The following is a 23,531-nucleotide window of genomic DNA, read 5'->3' as shown; positions in this document are numbered from 1 at the left end:
TCTCATGCCTAACTTAAACTTAACTTTACTCACAGATTTTTACGAACTGACCATGATGCAAGGATATTTTAATCATAAAGATCGCGACAAAGTCGTTGTGTTTGATTTGTTTTATCGCTCCAATCCAAGCGGCAACAGTTTTTCAATTGCAGCCGGTCTAGAACAGGTCATTGATTACATCAATAATTTAGATTTTACTGATGAAGACATTGCATACTTAGAAGCACAGCATGTTTTTTCTCAAGACTTTTTAGAATATTTGAAAAATTTTGAATTTACCGGAGATATCTATGCCGTTGCTGAAGGGACCGTTGTCTTTCCCCAAGAACCTATCTTAAAGGTCGTTGCTCCTATTTGTCAGGCACAACTTATTGAAACGGCTTTACTAAATATTATTAACCACCAAAGTCTCATTGCAACCAAGGCCGCTCGCGTTAAATGGGCCGCTGAAGACCAAGCCGTACTTGAGTTTGGCTTACGTCGTGCCCAAGGTCCTGATGCAGGTATCTACGGCGCTCGTGCTGCTATGATTGGTGGCTGTGATGCAACCTCTAATGTTCTTGCCGGAAAAATGTTTGACGTTCCTGTTAAGGGAACCCATGCCCATAGTTGGGTTATGAGCTTTGATACTGAATTAGAAGCTTTTCGTGCCTATGCCAATCTGTTCCCTGATTCATGTCTGTTACTTGTTGACACCTATGATACATTGCGCTCCGGTGTTCCAAATGCCATTACCATTTTCAAGGAGTTATATGCCAAAGGATTGTCCCCTAAAATAGGCATTCGTCTTGATAGCGGTGACCTTTCCTATTTATCAAAAAAGGCTCGAAAGATGTTGGATGATGCCGGATTCCCTGAAGCCATTATTAGTGCTTCATCGGATTTGGATGAATTTTTAATTCGTGACCTTCGTCTTCAAGGTGCACGTATTGACTTATGGGGTGTTGGAACCAACTTAATTACCTCCAGCGACTGCCCTGCTTTTGGCGGCGTCTATAAGCTTGCAGCAATTAACCAAGATGGTCAATACGAACCTAAGATTAAGCTTTCCAATAATCCGGTAAAAGTAACCAATCCGGGCAACAAAAAAATTCTACGCGTCTATAATAAAGAGTCCGGAAAAATTATCGCCGATCTTATTACTTTAGTTGACGAAACCTATGATGAAGCCGACAATCTGTTACTTTTTAGTCCAGATGCTCCTTGGAAAAAAACGCTTTTGACTGGAGGCACTTACACATTACGGGAAATACTTCAACCTATCTATATTAATGGAAAGCAAGTATACCATTCTCCAAAAACAATGGAAATAAAAATGTATTGCAATCAAGAATTAAGTACACTATGGGATGAATCCAGACGACTTGTAAATCCACAGCCTGTCTATGTAGACCTTTCAGAAAAACTGTATGCATTAAAACAAAAAATGATGATGGAAAGCAATTAACCCGCACCTGATTAGGAGGTATTCATATGATGGAAACTTTAAAAAACCCACGTCAAAGTGGTGTTTTACTTCACCCCACCTCATTTCCCGGACCTTTTGGTATCGGCGACCTAGGTACATCAGCTTACCGATTTATCGACTTTTTATACGCTAGCGGACAAGAATTATGGCAAATTCTCCCCTTAGGCCCAACAGGTTATGGGGATTCTCCCTATCAAGCTTTTTCCTCTTATGCAGGTCAACCTTTGCTCATTAGCATAGAAAAACTTATGGAAGAAGGTCTGTTAGCTCCTTCTGATATTGACTATAGAGATTGGGACCCTCACGCTATCGACTTTGGTGCGGTCATTGACTATAAACACAATCTATTTAAAAAAGCTTATGATCAGTTTATCGCAAATGAAAATACCGAACTTTTTTATGCATATAAAGGGTTTATCCACAGGGAAAAGGACTGGCTTTCTTCTTATGCACTATTTATGGCCGTTAAAGATGCACATGATGGACAAGTGTGGACAAGTTGGGATCCAGAAATTGCATTTCCGGATAAGAAGGCAATCAAAAAATGGAAAAGCGAATTAGAATATACATATAACTATTATCGTTTTTTACAATTCATTTTCTTTCGTCAGTGGTTTGAACTCAAAAACTATGCCGAACAAAAAAACGTCTCTATCATCGGTGACATCCCAATCTTTGTTGCTTTTGATAGTGCTGATGTTTGGGCAAACAAAGAGTTGTTTTATCTAGATGAGAAGGGCTTTCCAACCATCGTTGCAGGTGTGCCTCCAGATTACTTTAGTGCTACAGGACAACTTTGGGGAAATCCTCTATATCACTGGAAAATGCATAAAAAGGAACATTATGCTTGGTGGATTAAGCGTATTGAATATAATTTGAAGTTTGTTGATTATTTGCGCATCGACCATTTTAGAGGCTTTGAATCTTATTGGGCTGTTCCCTACGGTTCCCCAAATGCTATTCATGGGGAGTGGCAAGACGGTCCCGGAAAAGATCTGTTTTATGCCATGGAAAAAGCACTTGGCAAAGACTTGCCAATTATTGCTGAAGACTTAGGGCTTATTACACCTGCCGTTCGCGAGCTTCGAGACGCTTTTAATTTTCCAGGTATGAAAATTTTGCAGTTTGCTTTTGAAGACCTTGGCAACAATGAATTTCTTCCTTTTAACTATACCTTTAATTCTATTGCTTATACCGGAACACATGATAATGATACGACCCTCGGATGGTATCAACAAGCATCTGAAGCATCTCAGGATAAAGTTCGACGCTTTATGAATACTGATGCCAATGATATTTGCTGGGATTTTATTCGTACATGCTTTTTATCCCCTTCCAATCAAGCTGTTGTTCCACTGCAAGACATCTTATGCTTAGGTAGCCACGCGCGTATGAACCGTCCGGGTATACCTGCCGGCAATTGGCAATGGCGCTATACCCAAGATATGCTCTCTGACTTTGTCATCCATCGATTAAGCCAATTATCAGCGCTTAGCGGACGTGGACAGCATAACGCCATCTTAGCAGAATCTGAACTTGATTAATTGTTCGAGCCTTGCTATAATAGTAAAACTGGTGTGATACCACAAACATTAAAGAAGGTGACTTATGCGAAAAATACTATTTTTTATTGTAATCCCAACATACTATCTACTTGGATTGCCTTTACTATTGGCAACATATATTATCGGGACCTTTAACATGCCTATGCGACGAACCATCGCCTATCATTATAATCGAATCACCGGTTGGCTCATCTTCACCGTCGCAGGTGCAAAATTCATCACCACCGGCCTAGAGAACATTCCTAAGGATTCAAATGCTGTCTTTGTGAGCAATCATAAAAGTATGCTTGATATTCCTGCCATTATGCGTTTTTCCAACCGCCCGATCAACTTCATCGGGAAAAAAAGCATTATGAGATGGCCATTTGTCGGATGGTGGATGGCAGCTATGGATGGTTTGTTTTTGGATAGAACCAGTCCAAGAGAAGGTTTAAAAACTATTTTAACGGCAATTGAACGTATTAAAAACGGAGAATCTTTTGCTATTTTTCCAGAGGGAACACGAAGTAAAACCGAAGATTTTCTCCCTTTCAAACAAGGTAGTCTAAAGCTTGCTTCTAAAAGCGATACGGTGGTTATACCTATTGCTATTCGAGGCACTGTCGATGTCTTTGAGAATAACGGTTTAAACCTTAAGCCGGCTACAGTATATTTTTCTGTGGGAGATCCTATTGACTTATCCACCCTGTCTAAGGAAGATCAACTTAAGAGTGCACTTTATGTTAGCAAAATCATTGAAAAAATGTATGTTGAATCCTTAACCAATATGGTTTCGTCGAAGCTATAAATAGTTTTGACACCTAAACCAAATAATGATAGAATAAATTAAATTATTAACAACAGGAGGTAGCAACCATGACATGGTGGCAAATTTTATTAATTGTAATAGCAGTGCTTGCTATTGTTTTCGGAATTCTCTACGTTGTAGGAACTCGACTACAAAAAAAAGCAGATTCACAGCAAGGACTCATTGACGCATCCAAACAAACTGTTTCTATTCTGGTTATTGATAAAAAGAAGCAAAAACTCAAAGATTCAAACTTACCTAAGATGGTCCAAGATCAAATCCCTGTTTATCTTAAATGGAGAAAAATGCCTTTAGTGAAAGCTAAAATCGGTCCAAAGATTACAACACTTATGTGTGATGAACGTGTTTATAAAGAGCTTCCCGTAAAGAAAATGATTAAAGTTGAACTTGCCGGTATGTATATCGTTGGCATCAAATCATTGCCAAAGGTTAAAAAATCTGCAAATGCACAACCTGTAAAACAAAGCTTTATGGATAAAGTCAAAGCAAAAGCAAATAGCCTTAAGAAAAAAGCATAGGTATATCCTAACAGATAACGTAAAGTCCCGAATCAAAAATGATTCGGGACTTTTTTATATCTATTGTTCTCTTCGTCTATTTAATTTATGCCAATGTCGCTCCAATAAAGTCTCTAAATAACGGATGCGAACGATTCGGTCTAGACTTAAACTCAGGATGGAATTGAACGCCTACAAACCAAGGATGATCTTCAATTTCGACCATTTCAACCAAACGTTCATCCGGAGATACCCCGCTGATTTTCAATCCTGCCTGTGTTAACTGTTCACGATATACATTATTGTACTCATAACGGTGGCGGTGACGTTCATAAATCAAAACCTCACCGTAAGCTTCATACGCCTTTGATCCTTCACTCACTTTACATGGATATGCACCTAATCGCATAGTGCCACCTAGTTCGTCAATATCCTTTTGTTCCGGCATTAAATCAATTACCGGATATCGCGTATCAGGATTTAATTCTGAACTGTGGGCGCCTTCAAGGCCTAATACATTGCGTGCATATTCGATTACAACGCATTGCATCCCAAGACAAATCCCAAAAAACGGCTTTTTATTAATGCGTGCATATTCTACGGCTTTGATTTTTCCTTCGATACCTCGATCACCAAATCCGCCTGGGACTAATATTCCATCAACACCGCCTAATTCTTGAGCAATGTTTTCATCCGTAAGATGTTCTGAGTTCACCCATTGAATCTCAACATTTGCCTCATGATGTATCCCTGCATGCTTTAATGACTCTACGATAGAGATATATGCATCATGAAGTTCAACATATTTTCCGACAAGTGCAATACGTGTGTTTTTCTGACCAATTCCCTTTTCCCGCTCAACCATTGCTGTCCATTCAGTTAAGTCCGGAGTACGGTTTTCTAAGTTCAGCTTTCTGCAGGTGATATCAGCCAATCCTTCGGCTTCAAGCATCAACGGAACTTCATATAATGTTGGTGCATCTAAATTTTGAATTACACAATCTTTATCTACATTGCAAAACAATGCCATTTTTTCAGCCATCTCTGTGGTAAGTTCTTCTTCTGTTCGACACACCAAGATATCCGGTTGAATACCAATTGAACGCAACTCTTTAACTGAATGCTGTGTCGGTTTCGTTTTCATTTCTTTTGAAACACGTAAATACGGAACCAATGTCACATGAATATAGAGAACATTTTCTCGTCCAACTTCTGAAGCAACTTGGCGAATCGCCTCTAAAAACGGAAGACTTTCAATATCTCCAACCGTTCCCCCAATTTCTGTAAACACAACATCCGACTGATTTGCTTTTCCAACACGATACACACGCTCTTTTATTGTATTCGTGATATGGGGAATAACCTGAACTGTGGCTCCTAAATATTCACCTTTACGTTCTTTATTCAATACGGACCAATAAATCTTTCCTGTTGTAATGTTGCTATACTGGGTCAGGTTTTCATCAATAAATCGTTCATAATGACCTAGGTCAAGATCTGTCTCTGCTCCATCTTCTGTTACAAACACTTCACCGTGTTGATATGGACTCATAGTTCCAGGATCAATATTAATATAAGGATCAAACTTTTGGATCGTTACTTTATATCCTCTCGCCTTTAATAGGCGCCCTAATGAAGCTGCTGTAATTCCTTTTCCAAGACCGGAGACAACACCACCTGTGACAAAAATGTATTTCGTTTGCATATTTCACCTCTTCACACACATACAATGACTAAGTTTCTTCCAATTTTTTTACAACTGTTATATTTTATGTGTTTTGCGTAGTATTGTCAAGAACTACTTTGCATCTTCTACTATCCAATCAATTGCACGCTGCATTTGCGGGTCTCTTGTCTGCTTGGATTGTATATAAACTGTATTTAGTGCAATCTGAGTCGTATAATCACAAACACCATATGAATATAATCCTGCATCTGCTTGGAATTTTTTGACCGCCTCAAATGTCGCTCGTTCAAAGGTTTCATCAGGCGCCTCATTCAAGTAACCTAAGTAGGATAACAGTTCTTCAACCACTTTGACTTGCGGGCTATTATCACCTATATATAGTCGATCTTGTGCAAAAATATATTCAGGCATATCCACAACAATGTCCGGTTTAACCCCTATACCATGAATTGTGTTACCATCTCTAGATAAAAATTCTTCTGTCGTCAGCTTCACTATTTGTCCGCTATTTGTCTGATAAAAGGTCTGTGCCACACCTTTTCCAAAGGTTTGTTCTCCGATAACTACACCTACGCCGGATTCTTTGACCGCAGCCGCAAAAATCTCCGTTGCCGAAGCACTATTGCCGTTAACCAAGAGCACAATTTTAAATGGAGGTTCTTCTATATAACTGCGATAAACAAAAGATTCACCTTCTTTATTCACCAAAGATGTAATGATTCCTTCAGGAAGCAGCACTTTACCCATATTGACTGCCGTCTCTAAATACCCTCCGGTATTATCACGCATATCTAAAAGAAGGTATTTTACTCCGGCTTCTTTCTTGACTTTAATAATATCAAATAATTGCTCATCTGTTCCTTCTGAAAATGTATCAATCGTATAGGCAGCAACTTGACTTTGTATTGCCGAATCAATCGAGCTGTCTATTTCTTTTAAATCTAGGGGTTCAACAGAAGAAATCATAATATGGCGACGTTCCACAGTCAATGCAATTGTTTGTTCACCACGTAACAGCTCAATATCAACCGTCGTATCTTCTGGTCCTTGTATTTTTGACACTACACTATCAAGGTCTTGTCCCTTTACTTCTTCACCATTAACGCGAATTAATTGGTCATTAATCATCACACCTTTGTCTTTGGCATCTCCGCCATCAAATACTTGTGTAATATAAACCTCACCATCGATCATCTGAACACCAACGCCTATTCCTACATAGTCGCTATTAAGCGTAGATACCAACTCCATCGCTTCTTCTTGTGTATAGATTCCCGAATAGGCATCAAGCATCGACTCTATCCCTTTAATTGCGCTTTCATAGAGTTCATCTTTTGTCACTTCATCCCCTACATACAGCTCGTTAATAAGGTTCACCGTTTCTTGAATCTCTATCAAATACTCCTCGTCTGTCTTCGCTTCAATAGGATGCCCAAACATGGTAAGCATCATCGCTACCGTTAACACACTTATTAATTTTTTCATAGATATCTCCTTTATTGTCTCACTCAATTAATAGTCTTTTCCAATATCTTCCCGTAAATAATCAATTAAACGATTAATAATAGCTGCCGCTTCGGTCTTTGCAATCCATTGCTTAGGCGCTACTTTTCCCGCTTCGTTCCCTTGTATGATTCCTAAATGATATCCTGCCATTATTTCTTTTTTAGCCCATGGTGAAATCTGATCATCATCAACAAATGGCGTACGCGGGGCATTGGTTACACCCAACCGCTCGAGTCCGATGACACGTATATAGATTACGAAGGCTTCTTCACGTGTAATCGGCTTACTGATGTCAAAATTTTCTCCAGTTCCATTGATAAGCTTTGCATCAAAGGCTCCCATAATATAAGGATACAGGCGATGGCTTGGAGGTACATCACCAAAAATCTGTTGACTTTCTTTTTGAATCTTTTGATACTTGCTGATATCAATATCCATAGCAAGGCATAAAGCCTTTACAAATTCTCCTCGTGTCATCGCTTGAAATTGCATACCCTCTTGAGGTGTCGATGTGAAAATTTCCATACTGTACATTTTTTTCACATCTTCTTCTGCCCAATGCCCTTCAATAAAATCTAGTCCTTCCGGAATTGGAAGTTTTTCGATTTGATTGGCTGTAGTCAATATAAATCTTCCTTGACGCTTAGATGCTCTAAGTTCAGGATGATATGAATTAATCTGATAACTCAATGTCCCTTGGCGTTCCATACGTTGATTGTAGGTTCCGCCAAAACTAATAGGATATGGAGTATTATCATTATAGTACATCGTCTTTTTGGCCTCGAGCCTTGGATTAACTGTAATATCCATATGAAGGTCAAGATCTTCTTCTTGAGAATTAATAGCCACATTCATATATTGAGTCTCTACCTTTGACCATGGTTGCTTATATCCATAGACATCACTGTCCACTACGTATTCAATTCTACGATCTTCCTGGTCCAAATATTCAATAGCATATGAAATGGATGTATTATAATAGGTAATTCCCGGTGTTATATCTTCAATAGTCGTCTTTGAAAAAATTGCTGTGTCTTCATCAAGGGTATATGTTCCTGCTTCGGATTCAATTGTCTCTTCCCAAGCCACTAGCTCAGAACTTTTATTTAATTGTCGCTTAAATGTACCTTCATTAAGACGATATCTAGTTTCTAATTCAACTTCACGACTTAGGGTTACACCTTCCGCTGCATTTGAAGCCTCAATGACATAAGCTTCTTCAATAGTTCCACTCGGATCTTTTACCAAATCAATATGTTCAATAGTCACCTCAATGGTTCCCGTCACTTCAATCGGTTCTCCTGTAATAAAGACCACTTCTTTATATACATATGTGTTGGTTTCATCTGCATCCATCGGAACATATTTTTCGATAAGTTTAGGCAAATAACTTCCTTCAGAGACTCCCCCGAAAAAACCCATTTCTCCTTCTGCTGCATAAACCGGGCTGTTCAATAGACCTATAAAAAGACCAAGTACAACAAGCCACCGTCTCCATTTCATTTTTTTATTCATGCTTTCCTCCGCGTTCTATTTTGTCTAGTCATCTACTTAATCTTCTACCATTAAGATATATCCTGGTGCTGTACGAAGATTATCCTCAGTTAGTGCATCTTTCATGTCTACGTCAGTCATAACTCTTAGTCGATCGCCTATACGTAGTTGCTCCACATCAATGACTTCACTGTTTTTTATAATAAGTGTATCTGGATATAATTCGATGTATCCATAATTATTCGTATGACTTAACATCGACCATCGCTCATCTTTGACATCATATACCGAAATATCTTTTAAAGATATTTTTTCGTTATCCATTGCATATATTTCTCCCAGAACACTTTCTTTTGCATATGGCATTTTTACAACATGAGTTGCCTTCGTTCCTTCTGCAATGATCGTATAGACTTCATCAACTTTGTTAATCTCTGAATAGCTTTTGAATTCGTCAAAGTCGATAAACTTGCCATCTTCTTTGATCAGTGTTCTATAGTCCATCGTATAGGAACGTTCAATCGGAGAATATATCCATTCGCTTTCACGTAAGTTTGCATGCGATTGAACCGTAAAGTCTTCATATTCATTAATTTTCGCAATACGTCCACGCATTATGGATATTCCGCTATTATTTGAATCCGGCTTGACAATAACAACGGCTGCTTGTTGCTGTCCGTTAAGTACAACTTGTGCATAATCTGGCACCATGATACCATTCGCAGAAATATGCTTCCCATTTTTCACAACAATGGTTCCTTCATCAAGGGTAATTCTTCCCATATGATTTTGCAATTGGATAGAATTCAATCCATTTGATGCAATAACATTATCAAATGCGAGTACGCTATCTCGTCCATTTCGGAAGGTGATTTTCTTTATTTTTTCATTTGAATAGTAGTTTTCCGTCACCACATACATATCCATATTTGATTGTTTGAGATAATGCTCAGCATAACCTAAGCTAATACGCTCTCCATTGTAGTAATATTCAATATCTTTGTTAGAAGCATCAAGTGTCAGCGCTGAACTATAACCTCGCCACCCGGTCTGTTGAAGCTCATATCCATTTAACATGGTGATGGTTTCTTGATTTGTATTTATCGTTCCTAATTGGCCTTTATATAGATTTTCTATGATATTCCCATATGGATCCACACGAACTTCTTTAACTGTCTCAACAATATTTCCTAGCCCAACCACTGCTTGATTAACTAACATTCGAATTTGATCTCCAGCTTCTAAACCGTAGATATTCATGTTCGTATTGTTCTTGATAACAGGAACAAGCGAATGAATATCGTATGTTGCCACCATTCCATCATCCGTTCGGATGGTTAATGTTCTACCTGCGTCTCCGCGCTCTCCAACCATAACAATCTCGCCAAACTTGACTGTATAATTTGTTTTTGCCCTTGCCAAAACGATAAAGTCCGTTTCTTTGGGATCAACGCGTACATGGATAATATCTCCAGCTTCAATCGCATTAATCGTTGCATCGTCCGGGTCAAATGCATATGATGGAAACAGTTCATCAATATAGCCGATTTCATCTTCATCATTATAATACGCTTGTCGCTCAACAATAATATTATTTTCTCGATAACGCTTGATAACTTCTTGTCCATCCCAATCTATTATACGTAGGTAATTAAATTCCTGATTATGTTCTGCCACCATTCCGCTAAGTTCGGTTTGATTGTTCATATTTTGCACCAAATCAATGGACACGACCAGCTGATTTAAAATCTTAAGGGAGACTTCCTGGGTAATCGGTGCTTCAGTAATCGGAATAAAAATCTCTCCAATACGGATTTGTTCTCGATTAGCGCGATACAAACCACTTGAAACATTATAGCTTGCTTCTTGATTTCCAACTTTTATCCGAAGTCGCCCTTCACCATTATCATTAATCGCTTCCAGTGTTCCACGAACTTCAGTGATTTGGCTTGTCCCTTGAACATGTATATAGATAACTTTATTTGTTGTCTCATCTACAAGATAGACCAAACTATCTGCTTCACGTAATGCATCAAATCCAACCGACCGTCCATTTTTATGCACGATAACTTCTTCTGACAGTGTTTTTCCAAATGCATCCCGGTTCAAAGCCATAGTAATCTGATTAACCCGACCATTATTGTCACGAACCCATGCCGTCTTAGCCTGTTGATTATTATCGCTTCCCAATAAGTATTCTTGACTAATATGTCCAATATATCCCGTCTTTACTGTTAAATTCATTGTATTGTATAGCAGTTGCCCCATGTTGCGAATGGTTTGAACAAGTTCTGCACGTGTTAATAATCCTTTAGGATTAAAATTATTACCTGTCCCTTGCATCAAATCAGCCTTTAAGACGGCTTCAACATAAGGTGCAAACTCTAAATCAATTGATTGCCAATCATTAAAGCGCAGTATTTCTTGATTCTCATACTGTGGATTTAAAACATTTGGGTTTTGGCTATTAATCGCTTGTGCCAGCCAGGCTGCCATCTGTTCACGTGTAACATATGCACCGCGTATAAAATTGAACTCCGGATCAAGAATTTCTTGCTCAGCAACCAAACTATCTGCCAGTTCTCTGTTATTTATAAGCCCTAATTGATTTGCAACTGTCATATATCCCTTGGACCATATTTCTCCCAGACTTTCATCCTGCTGTCCGATATTTTGCGCTGCTGTTTTTGCTCTTTCTTCTAACCCAACACTTCTTAAAATAATAGCTATTGCTTCTTCATTCGTCACATTTCGATTCGGCCGAAATTGAAAAACACCATTATTACGATAACCTTGTACAATTTCTAAAGCTGCCATCTGAGAAATCGCTTCGGTTCCCCAAAAACTTGTCGCCACATCTGAAAATTGGTTATTATTTAATATGGCACCAGCCTCTTGACGTCCATGATAAACTTTATCAATCTCCGCCGACAAAATAGCCTGATCGCTTTCTATAACTCCATATACTGTTACATTTGATGCCAAAAGCATGACAATCAAACTCCATATAACTATTTTTACCTTCATAGAATCCTCCAACGTATTATTCTTTATATATTAACACTAAAACATTATATCATATTATTTCGACATATACTGCCACTTTATTAAGTTATACCCGTTGAGTTTTCAAATAAAATGTGTATAATTAAAGAACAAAGCGACTACGATGCGTTATTTAAAATAGTTATTGGAGGATTTTATGAAAGACAATGTGCGTATAACCGTTCGAGGCACTCAAGATAACTCACCTGAAGATGAATTAATTGAAATGCAGACAACCGGAAAGTGGTACACCAAAAACAATAAAGATTATATTTTATACAATGATACTCAGTTAATTGAATCTTCAGAGACAAAAACCCGTGTAACTATTGATGAGAATACCGTCTCTATAATACGCACCGGTGCAACAAACACACATCTTGTTTTTGAAAAAGGCATTACCCACATCATCCCTTATGAAACGCCCTTTGGGATACTCGATATGGTTTCTTCCACAAAGGATATCCAAATCACACAAAACCTTAATTCTATCGAACTTATGGTGACTTATTCTCTTGAAGTAAACCAACATGATATGGGTCCTTCTTCATTTTATATCTGTGCAAAAAAATTATAAACACATAAAAAACAGTTCGAAGCTGGAAGGATATCCCTATTGCGTCGAACTGTTTTTATTTGTCTTATGTCAATTATATGCCATAAATTTTATTTTTGTATTTTTTTAGCTTTTTGCCACTTCAACATTGACAATACGCCCTTTAATGCGTTTGTCCTTTAATTGTTTAAGCACTTGGTTAACGTAGCGATCTTCAACATCAACAAAAGAAAACTTATCGTACATATCAATGGCGCCAATGCTACGACCGTTAACTTGGCATTCGCCTGTAATAGCTCCCAGCAAATCCGAAACCGTTGCTTTATGCGCTTTTCCTACGCTGATAAACATCCGTGTTTGTCCGCTATTTTTTGTACTGCGACGCTTACCTGCTTGTCGTTCTCCACGAGGACCTCGATCACCTCTATCGCCTCTTGCTCCACGATCGTCTCTAGAGTCTCGGCGTCCGCCTCGGTCATTCCCGCGCCCTTGCTTGTTGAAGTTATAGTCATTTAAGTCGCTTTCTTCAACCATGTCATGTAATGTCAGTGCATCTTTTAACAGTGATGCAGCCAACGTATCCATGCTATAGCCTTTTGCAACAATTTTTTGAACAATAGGCTCATAATGGTCAAGAACATCTTGATCCATACTTTCCATCAAGTTATCAATGAATTTTTCCATTTTTGTGTCATTAACTTCCTTAACGGAAGGAACATTAATTTTTTCGATTTTTTTCTTGATGTACTGTTCAACTGCATGTAATTGGAAGCGGTCTTTAAATGAAGCCAATGTGATTGATTCACCTGGTTTTCCTGCACGTCCACTTCGTCCGATTCGATGTACATAATAATCCGCTTTTTCCGGAATATCATAATTAATAACCAAATCAACATTTTGAATATCCAAGCCTCGTGCTGCAACGTCCGTTGCCACAAGAACATTAATCACACCGGAGTTGAATTTTTGTAAAACAGTCAATCGCAACTCTTGTTTTAGATCTCCGTGGATTTTATCTGCCCAGTAGTCTTTGGCATGAAGTTCATCAGTAATCTGATCCACCATACGTTTTGTATTGCAAAAAACAATGCAACGTTCTGGCGCTTTCGCATCCAAAAGTCTAAACAGAGCTTCTGTTTTGTACTTGCTTTTTACTGCACAATACTGTTGAATCACTGTGCTTGTTGTTAAGCCTTTTGACTTGATTTTGATACTCTTAGGATGATCTAGGTACTTTTCAGCTATTTCTTGAATCGCTCTTGGCATTGTTGCTGAGAACATGATTTTTTGTGGTTCTGTTTGAACACTACTTAAAATCAACTCAATATCTTCTCGAAAGCCCATCTTAAGCATTTCATCTGCTTCATCCATAATTACTGTGTGTAATGCGTCGAACTTAATTGTTTTACGATTAATATGATCAATTAATCGACCAGGAGTTCCAACAATAACATGAGCTCCTTTTTTTAATGCACTAATCTGTTTATATATGGGTTCACCGCCATAAACAGCCACTGTTTTGGTACCTGACATATACTTTGCAAGTTTCCTGAATTCGCCTGCAACCTGCACCGACAATTCACGCGTAGGACATAGTATAAGCACCTGTGGCTTTCTTACGTCCGGATCGATTTTTTCTAATACTGGGATAGCAAACGCTGCTGTTTTCCCTGTTCCTGTCTGTGATTGGCCAATAACATCATGACCTTCACCGATGAGTGCAATACCTTTTTGTTGGATTTCTGTCGCTTTTTCAAATCCCATATCCGCTATTGCTTTTAAGATGTTACCGCTTGTTACTAATTTTTCAAAGTTCATTCTTTACTTCCTATTCTTAAATCAAATTAATACTGTTACTTTTAGACAGCAATCATATTATTATACCACACTGACCATGTAACTACAATAGGCTTATTTAAACTTTTCTGAGAATCGGATTTTGATTTCAACAAATTCGATCAAGTCACTTAAATAGCGAAATAGAATCGCTCGATTTTCAAATTCTTCACGACTGGTAGGAAGTGCAGAGTCTCTGTAATATTCCAACAGTTGCTCTCCTCTTTTCTTCAAGGCTTTCCCCGTATTTTTTTCATTAAATTCCACTCCGATTTGCCCGGTAAATTCACTCAACGGCTCTGCCTGAGAAACAGCTATAAACATCCGCTCTAAGTACTTATCCATATGCCTTAAGAGCAATAATTGTTGCTTACGCATCTGAAAATAATAGATGTAATAGCTATTATCCTTAAACAGGGAATTATTGTTATATGCAATCGCTAATGTTTGCCCCTCTTCGATACATTGACTTAAATAATCCAGTCCTCGTTCTTTATCCGCTATAGAGCACTGGTTGATGAGTTTCAATCGCATAATATTAAGCACACGCTTCATCTCCTGTTCAACATCCAATTGGTATTTTTTGATTTTGTCTATCTGGTTGGGCATATGCAGATTCAATACCCATGCAACCGCTACCCCAATCAACACCAACCCTAGTTCATTGGCAACAATGCGAACACTTAGTTCTTCAAGAGTATATATATGACTGACTAACACTGTACTAATCGCCCATGCCTCAAGGCTATCCAAACGTGTCAGGATCAACGTAAAGACCAATAAAAAAACGCCCAACATAAATAATGTATGACTTCCAAACCAAAATATTATATATGCAAATATAATGGCGATGGAAGCAAACAAGAGGCGTTTTAATCCAATAATATAGGTTTGTTTGCGTGTCTCAAAAATACTAAGCATCGTAATAACACCTGCCGTTGTTGCATAAGCAAGCCCTAAAAGCTCTGCCAATACAATGGCGAGCATGACGCCTAGAGTAATTTTTATCGACCTATATAACACAATAACTCTCCATTTCTTGACTTTTACATCGTTTAGGCTCTTCTTTTAAAAACTGAATCAGTTTTTCACCATATTCATATCCCAACGCATAGTCTTGTTCTAGTATCGTCAGGTCTCTTGTTAGTCGCTTTGTCTGGAATTCTTCTGGTGGGCATACTTCAATCATGCGAATTCCTTCATGTTGCGAGCGAATAAATTCCAGCTGTTGATTATATACTTTGCTACGCGCAGAAACCGCTTCCTTTATCTTTGGAAGTTTTCTTAGCATAAATTTAGTAAACAATTTGTTGGAATCATCCATGCGATAATCATATTTTTTTGACCGCAAAACAACAATATGGGTTGCACCTAATTGCACAGCCTTCTCCACAGGTATCGGGTCCGCCACGCCACCATCAACATAATCCGTTCCGTCAACATTAACCGGATGCTTATACATAACCGGAACAGCTGAGGATGCTTTGATAGTCTCTTCCAATGTATCTTCCGTAGGTTTTATAAACTCAATGCGCCCTGTCTCTACATTAGTAACACCCACATAAAATTTACTAGGCGCATTCATAATACATTCAATATCCAAACGCAATTCATCAATGGTTTTGTTCCACAACCAATCTAAATCCATTAAATGATGTCCACTAAAAAATCTTTTTAGATTTATGAACTCCGATTTTGTCGAATAATCGATATAGACCTGCTTGTTTCTTCCATGCATTTGCGCTAAATACGCTGCAATGTTGGTTGCTCCTGCTGATACGCCTATACACCACTCAAAAGGATTATACTGTTGCTCAATAAACGCATCAAGTACTCCTGTAGAAAAGATACCTCGCATAGCTCCACCTTCTACAACTAGCGCCCATTTTGTTTCATTAACTTCTTGCTGATTAGATTTCATTTTCATTCTCCGTATTTCAACTTTTTTCTTTTAGGGATGAAAAAATAACCGAATTAACTTTTTAATCCCTAATAATTATTATATACATTAATGGGATAAAAACAAGGGTCAATAATGTAGCAACCAAAAGTCCAAAAACAAGAGCTACCGCCATAGGTTTAAACAACTCACTATTTGACAGCAACAGAGGCATCAAGCCGGATATAGTTGTCACCGTTGAAATCAAAATCGGACGCAGTCGGATCCCCGCCGCTTCCTTTGCTGACTCTTCAATAGATTTGCCTTCTTTTCTTTTCATATTAATATAATCAATAAGAACAATCGCATTATTCACCACAATACCAATTAAGCTTATAATTCCAATCAATCCTGTAAATGAAATCGGTTGATTCATCACAAACAATCCAAATAAGGCTCCTGCTGAAGAAAGCGGTACGCTAATTAATACAATCAAAGGTTGCCTTAAATCTTTAAATTGGATTAGCAGAATAATATAAATAAGAAACACTGCAAAAATTGCAGATATACCGGCGCTTCCAAAATTTTCTGCAATGCGTTCTGCTTCTCCATCAAACGTATAGGTTATTGGATACATATCCATAGTATCTAATTCTTGTTTAAATTGTTCTAGTATTTTACTACGTTGATAACCTAGATATATATCACTATAAAGCGTAACCGAATACTTCCCTTTGTATTTTTTTATCGTTGGCTGTTGTTCTGTCAATCCAATCTCACCAATATCTTTGAGCAAAAACTTATGTCCACTAACACTTGATTTAATCCTTAAATTTTCAATACTATCCAGTGTTTTTTCTTTTCCTTCCAACTGAATACTATATTCTTTTGCCTGCGCTCGATAGGTGGAGGCTTCCCTTCCTCTTAAGGCAATACTCACTTCATTAAGCACATCATACTTCGTCAATCCCAGATAAGAAAGTTCGCTTGGATTTAAGTCAATGACGTATTCGAGTTTTTTTCCATCATAGTCTGTTCGTACATTTTTACTGCCTTCAATCGATTCCAGAAACTGTTTTACTTGACTTACTTGGGCGTTAATCTCATCAAAGTCCTCTCCCGAAAACCTTATGGCAATTGGCGCTTCACTCGGAAAAGCATTTTCCAGCTCTTTTATGGTTACCTTACCCCCTAAAACCTGACGATTCATCTGGTTTTGCAAGTATTGTGCATACGGGGTGTTCTTCTTGTATTTGGTCTTATCCAAATCAACTCGCACGAGTATTTGAGCGTTTTGGGGCAATTGATTATACACATTCAACGCCGTAAAAAACTTGGGCATTCCACCTCCAATAGCGGTTGTATAACTGACGACGCCTGCTTCATTTTCCAAAATCGCTTCCACTTGATCAGAAACTTTTTGCGTTGTCTCGAGGTCAATGACATCATCTGCTACAATATCAACGTAGAGAATATTTTCATCTGCCTTTGGGAAAAAAATAACTTCCAACCATAAAAATGTGCTTCCTAAAAGCGCAATAACTCCAAGGACTGTGAGCACACTAAAGATTTTATGGTGTACCATTTTATCCAAAAGTCTATACCCATACCTTGACGTCGCATGATGATTATGGTTTGAACTGGGCTTAAAAAAGATATAGGCTAAAACCGGGGTTACGAAGATGGCAATTAAAAACGATGCAACCAGTGCAAGAATAACTACAAGAGGAAGACCTATAATGTAATCGCCTACAATGGAATTTAAAAACAATAATGGTGATAGCGTGGCAATGGTTGTTAATGTTGAAGAAAATATTGGAACCAACACTTCCTTTGCTCCTGTGGAACAAGCTTCAAGTTGATCCATCCCTTCATCTATTTTATTTTGTATGGAATCACTTACCACAATCGCATTGTCAACAAGCATTCCCAACGCAACAATGAGCGCTATGATTGATACTTGATGAATGGGAACATCGACCATTGGCATAGCAATAAACGTCATTAAAATAGCCAAAGGTATAGCCGTAGATACAATAATTGCGTTACGAAGCCCCATTCCAATGAAAACCACCAATATAACCAGTCCCATACCTTGCAATAAATTCATCATAAATCCCCGAATGGATTCCTGGACATCTTCCGGCTGGAATAGCACTTCATTAATGACTAAATCTTTTGGTAGTTCTTTCTCAAGCTGTTTAATCGTTTGACGTACTTGCTTGCCAATCAAAAGAACATTTTTATCCGTCTCAAAGTAACCACTAAGAAGAATTGCTTTGTTGCCATTATCTTTATAATGTAACCCTGCATCGCCATCCACAAAGGACACCGTTGCGATATCTTTAAGTCGAAGCGCTGTACCCGCTTGTTCTCCCATTCCGATAATCATATTTTCAATTTCTTCTAGCGATGTAAAAGAGCCGGTAATATTTAATGCCACTTTTCCCTGACTACTTTCAATGACGCCAGAAGGTATCTCCAGGTTTTGACTCGCTAATAAAGTTAGCAGCTCATTAAATGATAAATCTAAGCGATTTATCTTTGCTTGATCGACGCTTACATGTACTTCTTTTTCAAGTTCACCACTTACTTCAACGCGAGTTACACCTTCTATTTCAGTTAATGCATCCATAATCGTTTGCCCATAATTTGAGAGCATTTCATAAGAATACCCATCGCCGGACAATGCAAGGATGATTCCCGCAGTTTCTGCCAAATTAGTTTCAATGCGTATATCGTGACATTCTTTTGGTAACTCTCCTTGCAGCTGTTGCATTTTTGTTCTTAAGTCCTGCCACGTCTTATCGATATCCACATCGTATTGGACTTGAAGCACAACTGTTGACACACTATTATTGGAATACGATACGCTAAAGTCATATCCTTTGAGTGTCTTTAATTCATTTTCTATTTTTGTTGTTACTAAGTTATCTACATTTTCTTGAGATGCTCCGGGATAAATCACTGTAATCATTGCCACAGGTGGAGAAATATCCGGCGACTCTTGTTTCGGAAGATAATAGTAACTATAGATTCCCACAAGCATTATCAGCGCTACAAATAAAAGGAGTATCTTACGATTATGAATAATAGATTTAATCATAATCTTCCCCCTCTCGAACAAGCGCAACATTTTTTCCATCGCTCATATGTTTTACATTTTGAACAATCAACTTTTCTCCTTCAGACAACCCTTTAATCACCACATAATTATCCTTAAACCCTTCTACCTGAACGGTTCTCCTACGTGCCTGTCCCGATTCATACACATAAACATAACTTTCATCTTGAACGACAATGGCTTGCATCGGTATCTTAATTGCTTCTTCTGTACCAATCGTAATCTCACATTCAACGATTTCTCCGATAAGCGTATCTTTTTCTTCGAGATAGATTTCCACAGTATATAGATGGGTCGATGGGTCAGGAATATTTTTTTTACGCAAAACTTTCCCTTCCATCATTCGATTGTTTCCATGAACATACACTTCTTGATTAACCTCTATTTTCCCAAAGTCGCTATCTGTCACACCAATAACAACATTGGACCCTTCTTGACGTATATGAATCACAGGAGTCCCTGATGCAATACGGGTATTTTCTTCAAAAGGTATCTCAACAACGGTTCCACGAATCGTCGATACCAGCGTTGCATCATTTATGATCGTTTCTACATATTCATATTGTGTCTTCGCTTGCTCATACTGACGATAATATATCTCAATTAATTCTTTGTCCGCTCCGTTTGTCGCCGTCTCATATATTTGTGTTGCCATTTCAAAATCTTTTTGTGCAATCTCCGCCTCTAACTCTATTTGATCATATTCTTTTGCTGAAATGACACCTTCTTCATATAAACTTTTATATTCTTGAAAAGTTGCTTCTGCAAATGCCTGAACTTGGCTCGCTTTTTCTACATTTAATCTTGCTTGTTCGATTTCTTGGCTACTCGCACCCTTTTTTCCCAACTGATACTGGGCATGCGCCGCCTCCATCGCCTTTTTTGCCAACTCAAGTTCATAGGATACATCACGAGTATCCATAGTCGCTAACACTGTTTTTTCTTCAACATCATCCCCTTCTTCGACAAATATTTGTTGAAGCTTACCGGGATTTTTAAAGCTTAAGGATTGAATTTGCTTTGGTGAAACGACCCCAATATAACGCAGGGTTTTATTTTCAATTGTTGTTCTGACTTCCATGATGTCAACAGGCATGCTCGCTTGTTGTTTTTGATCTTGTTCCTCAATAGGTGTTTCCCATCGAACAGCTACAATCAACACTATAAGACCTATAAGCAAAAAAATCCCAATGCTTATCTTTACAACTTTTCTCATTATGATGAGCACCTCCTTATTCCATTAAGGTTTGCACAAAATACCATGTAATAGATATTCATAAATTATCCGACTTTTTTGAACAAAAATATCATCGGTGTAGCCCAGGCGTATAAATTCCGTACTGATTCCACGTATGCAGTCAAATAATAGGTTAATGTCTAAGTCTTCTCTTAATTTTCGTTCGGTTTTTATGGTTTCAAATAATTGTATAAGGAGCTTACGTATCTCTTCCACTGCTTTCTCGATTTTTAATCCACTAGCTGGAAACTCTAATGTCACATCGGTTAAATAGTGAATATGAAGATGGGAAAATGTCATTAAGAATCCCTCAATGAAATCATCTAAAGTAATCGTCCCTGCTTTTTTTGCCATCAAATATTCTAGTTTTAAGCGCACCTTCTCAATATCACGAAAAACCACCGCCGAAACAGCTTCTCGTTTGGAACCCACGATTTTATAGAGGGTATTTTTGGCAACTGACGAGTCTTTAGCCAGTTCGTCCATACTCCACCCCTTCACTCCACGCTCGTTTAACAACCGTTTTGTATTATCAAGTATCAATTCATATACATATTCATCATTATATTTCATAGCAATATTTCTCCTCCTTTTATACTAATATAGTATATTTAGTATAAGTTTGTCAATAGAATCTTCATCAATCTTTCTAAGTTTTCGCTAAATATCTTGCGTTTTTTTGAACTATATGCTATTTTATAAGAGATTATTCATTTGGCTTGAGCTACCAAATGAACAGATTTTTATCCACTTATATTAATTGTTAATTACTTGACAATGCATATAAAATGTTGTACCTTAATTGTATGAAAATGGGGAAAATTTCGTATTCACTTTACAACGATGACACAGCAATTTTACCTAGGAGGAAAATGATGAAAGAACTTTGGAATGGTTTATTTGATGTCAACGACGAAATCAGAGATATTTTAGACACTGCACCTTCCGTAGTAATCCCAGAAAGTCGTAAGCAAATATTGGATTTAGCTACAGGTCAAGGTCAAGATGTTTTTAAGGTTAACTATGATATTGAAGGCATTGGCGTTGTTGAAGAAGTTACCGTAACAAAATGCAAAAACGGCGTCTCTGTAAATTACAACGAACCTTATATGCGACGTCGAGATCCTGAATGTACATCTATTGGAGATGACTTACCTACAGATAAGAAAACATTTAAAGAAAAGTATAACCGAGATTTTGGTACTGTTCGAAAAGAAACATTTGAATGGTTGAGAAAGCAAGAGCTTGTTTTATTACCATTTATCTCAGGAGATAAAGATCACGGAGGTTATGAGTCCATACTTATCGCACCTCGAAATGCATCTTTCTTCGTAGGTGGACTCGCTGACTTACAAGGTTTTATCCCCTTAAACGAGATTAGAGAAGGTTACAAGCCAAGAGCCGTTATCTATCTTGCTCCTACATTTAGACATACACATTTTGACGGCAAACAAGCTGTCGTGCATAATCGTTTAGATAATATTCATGAAGTATTTTCATTTAACTTATATCCAGGTCCTAGTGCAAAAAAAGGAGTTTACGGTATATTGTTAAGCATTGGCGAAAAAGAAGGTTGGGTTACTGCCCATGCTGCAACTGCACATATAACAACTCCTTATGATAACGAAGTTGTTATCATGCATGAAGGTGCTAGTGGCGGTGGAAAGTCTGAAATGATTGAAGAGCTGCACCGTGAACCTAACGGAACGATTGCATTATGCCGAGATACTGTCACTGACGAAGTCACACGTATGGAATTAAGTTATACATGTAGCCTTCATCCTGTCACTGATGATATGGCTTTATGTCATCCTTCTTATCAAACAGGTAAAAAACTTGTTGTTTCTGATGCTGAAGCTGGTTGGTTTTTACGTTTTGACCACATTAAGCAATATGGTTCTTCACCAGAACACGAAAAGTTAACTATACATCCACCAGAGCCATTAATTTTCTTAAATATGGATGCTACACCTAAATCAACAATTTTAATTTGGGAACATATTCAAGATGCTCCGGGTAAACCTTGTCCAAACCCTCGTGCAATTATGCCTCGAAACTTTGTAAAAGACGTTATCAAAAAACCTGTTGAAGTTGATATTCGCTCCTTTGGTGTTCGTATGCCATTATGTACGAAAGACAACCCAACTTACGGTATCGTCGGAATGGTTCACGTTCTTCCACCAGCACTTGCTTGGATTTGGCGGCTTGTATCACCAAGAGGCCATGCAAACCCAAGTATTGTTGATACAGAAGGAATGAGCGGCGAAGGTGTAGGCTCCTACTGGCCATTTGCTACCGGTAAAATGGTAACACAAGCCAACTTATTACTTGACCAAATCGTCAACACACCTGAAACCAAATTTGTCCTCATTCCAAACCAACACATCGGTTCTTATGAAGTTGGTTTTAAAGCTGAATGGATTGACCGCGAATATTTTGCACGTAAAGGAAATGCAAGTTTTAGAGAAGACCAACTTGTTGAATCACGTTGTTCAACATTAGGTTATGCTGTTAAAAGCCTAAAAATTGACGGATTTGATATTCCAAAAGGCTTGTTACAAACTAATCTTCAATTATCTATTGGAAATGAAGCTTATGATCAAGGTGCTAAAATCTTGGTTGACTTCTTCAAGCAAGAGCTTAAAAAATATCTTGTCGACGAGTTAAATCCACTTGGTCGCCAAATTATTGAAGCTTACTTAAATGATGCTTCTGTAAAAGATTTTGAAGATCTTATTCCAATGAACGATTAATAATAATAAACTTATATACAAAGGGATGTTGCACTAACCCAGGTTAGAGCAACATCCCTTTTTTACTTGACATTCT

Annotated in this window: 16 protein-coding genes; 6 read left to right on the top strand and 10 right to left on the bottom strand. The window is 37.9% G+C overall.

Features of this window, described 5'->3' with window-relative positions; translation table 11 throughout:
• Window positions 1–4 precede the first annotated feature (4 nt).
• The 4 genes from QBE53_02995 to QBE53_02980 all read left to right on the top strand — a co-directional run bounded on the left by QBE53_02995 (window position 5) and on the right by QBE53_02980 (window position 4,359).
• The gene (locus QBE53_02995) at window positions 5–1,447 is read left to right on the top strand and encodes a nicotinate phosphoribosyltransferase (GenBank protein ID WZL82088.1); all 1,443 of its coding nucleotides are present in this window, start codon (window positions 5–7) and stop codon (window positions 1,445–1,447) included.
• A gap of 26 nt (window positions 1,448–1,473) precedes the next feature.
• Window positions 1,474–3,012, top strand: a complete 1,539-nt coding sequence (gene malQ / locus QBE53_02990; GenBank protein ID WZL82087.1) for a 4-alpha-glucanotransferase — start codon at window positions 1,474–1,476, stop codon at window positions 3,010–3,012.
• A 64-nt stretch (window positions 3,013–3,076) separates the two neighbouring features.
• Window positions 3,077–3,820 carry a lysophospholipid acyltransferase family protein gene (locus QBE53_02985; protein WZL82086.1) on the top strand — a complete coding sequence of 248 codons (744 nt, stop codon included), beginning with the start codon at window positions 3,077–3,079 and terminating at the stop codon, window positions 3,818–3,820.
• 68 nt (window positions 3,821–3,888) lie between these two features.
• Window positions 3,889–4,359 (top strand): hypothetical protein, encoded by a 471-nt coding sequence (locus QBE53_02980; protein WZL82085.1) that lies wholly within the window; start codon window positions 3,889–3,891, stop codon window positions 4,357–4,359.
• An 85-nt stretch (window positions 4,360–4,444) separates the two neighbouring features.
• On the opposite strand, the gene QBE53_02975 is transcribed toward QBE53_02980, so the two are convergent.
• From QBE53_02975 to QBE53_02960, 4 genes are all read right to left on the bottom strand, one after another.
• Entirely contained in the window at window positions 4,445–6,043 is a 1,599-nt protein-coding gene (locus QBE53_02975; protein ID WZL82084.1) for a CTP synthase, read from the bottom strand.
• 93 nt (window positions 6,044–6,136) lie between these two features.
• Window positions 6,137–7,510: a S41 family peptidase gene (locus tag QBE53_02970; protein ID WZL82083.1), complete on the bottom strand. Its 1,374-nt coding sequence runs from the start codon at window positions 7,508–7,510 to the stop codon at window positions 6,137–6,139.
• A 27-nt stretch (window positions 7,511–7,537) separates the two neighbouring features.
• Complete coding sequence (locus tag QBE53_02965) at window positions 7,538–9,046, bottom strand: S-layer homology domain-containing protein (protein ID WZL82082.1); 1,509 nt, start codon at window positions 9,044–9,046, stop codon at window positions 7,538–7,540.
• A 36-nt stretch (window positions 9,047–9,082) separates the two neighbouring features.
• The gene (locus tag QBE53_02960) at window positions 9,083–12,052 is read right to left on the bottom strand and encodes an S-layer homology domain-containing protein (GenBank protein WZL82081.1); all 2,970 of its coding nucleotides are present in this window, start codon (window positions 12,050–12,052) and stop codon (window positions 9,083–9,085) included.
• A gap of 175 nt (window positions 12,053–12,227) precedes the next feature.
• On the opposite strand from QBE53_02960, the gene QBE53_02955 reads away from it, so the two are divergent.
• The gene (locus tag QBE53_02955; GenBank protein ID WZL82080.1) at window positions 12,228–12,647 is read left to right on the top strand and encodes a DUF1934 domain-containing protein; all 420 of its coding nucleotides are present in this window, start codon (window positions 12,228–12,230) and stop codon (window positions 12,645–12,647) included.
• Window positions 12,648–12,752: 105 nt separating this feature from the next.
• On the opposite strand, the gene QBE53_02950 is transcribed toward QBE53_02955, so the two are convergent.
• The 6 genes from QBE53_02950 to QBE53_02925 form a co-directional block, all read right to left on the bottom strand.
• On the bottom strand, window positions 12,753–14,444 hold the full coding sequence (locus QBE53_02950; GenBank protein ID WZL82079.1) for a DEAD/DEAH box helicase: 1,692 nt from the start codon (window positions 14,442–14,444) through the stop codon (window positions 12,753–12,755).
• A gap of 93 nt (window positions 14,445–14,537) precedes the next feature.
• Window positions 14,538–15,485 carry an aromatic acid exporter family protein gene (locus QBE53_02945; GenBank protein WZL82078.1) on the bottom strand — a complete coding sequence of 316 codons (948 nt, stop codon included), beginning with the start codon at window positions 15,483–15,485 and terminating at the stop codon, window positions 14,538–14,540.
• Window positions 15,475–16,383 (bottom strand): patatin family protein, encoded by a 909-nt coding sequence (locus QBE53_02940; GenBank protein WZL82077.1) that lies wholly within the window; start codon window positions 16,381–16,383, stop codon window positions 15,475–15,477. Before QBE53_02940 ends, QBE53_02945 begins: the two co-directional genes overlap by 11 nt.
• A 61-nt stretch (window positions 16,384–16,444) precedes the next feature.
• Complete coding sequence (locus QBE53_02935) at window positions 16,445–19,447, bottom strand: efflux RND transporter permease subunit (GenBank protein ID WZL82076.1); 3,003 nt, start codon at window positions 19,445–19,447, stop codon at window positions 16,445–16,447.
• Window positions 19,440–20,681 (bottom strand): HlyD family efflux transporter periplasmic adaptor subunit, encoded by a 1,242-nt coding sequence (locus QBE53_02930; protein WZL82075.1) that lies wholly within the window; start codon window positions 20,679–20,681, stop codon window positions 19,440–19,442. The genes QBE53_02935 and QBE53_02930 overlap by 8 nt, the downstream gene beginning before the upstream one ends.
• 24 nt (window positions 20,682–20,705) lie before the next feature.
• Entirely contained in the window at window positions 20,706–21,275 is a 570-nt protein-coding gene (locus tag QBE53_02925) for a TetR/AcrR family transcriptional regulator (GenBank protein ID WZL82074.1), read from the bottom strand.
• 302 nt (window positions 21,276–21,577) lie between these two features.
• Here QBE53_02925 and QBE53_02920 point away from each other — a divergent pair, with 302 nt between their 5' ends.
• Entirely contained in the window at window positions 21,578–23,455 is a 1,878-nt protein-coding gene (locus QBE53_02920) for a DUF4914 family protein (GenBank protein WZL83259.1), read from the top strand.
• The last annotated feature ends 76 nt before the right edge of the window (window positions 23,456–23,531 follow it).

The sequence above is a fragment of the Vallitaleaceae bacterium 9-2 genome (assembly GCA_038396585.1).
Taxonomy (GTDB): domain Bacteria; phylum Bacillota; class Clostridia; order Lachnospirales; family Vallitaleaceae; genus UBA1351.
The sequence above is the reverse complement of the archived record's forward strand: the minus strand, read 5'-3'. Positions and strand labels throughout refer to the sequence as shown.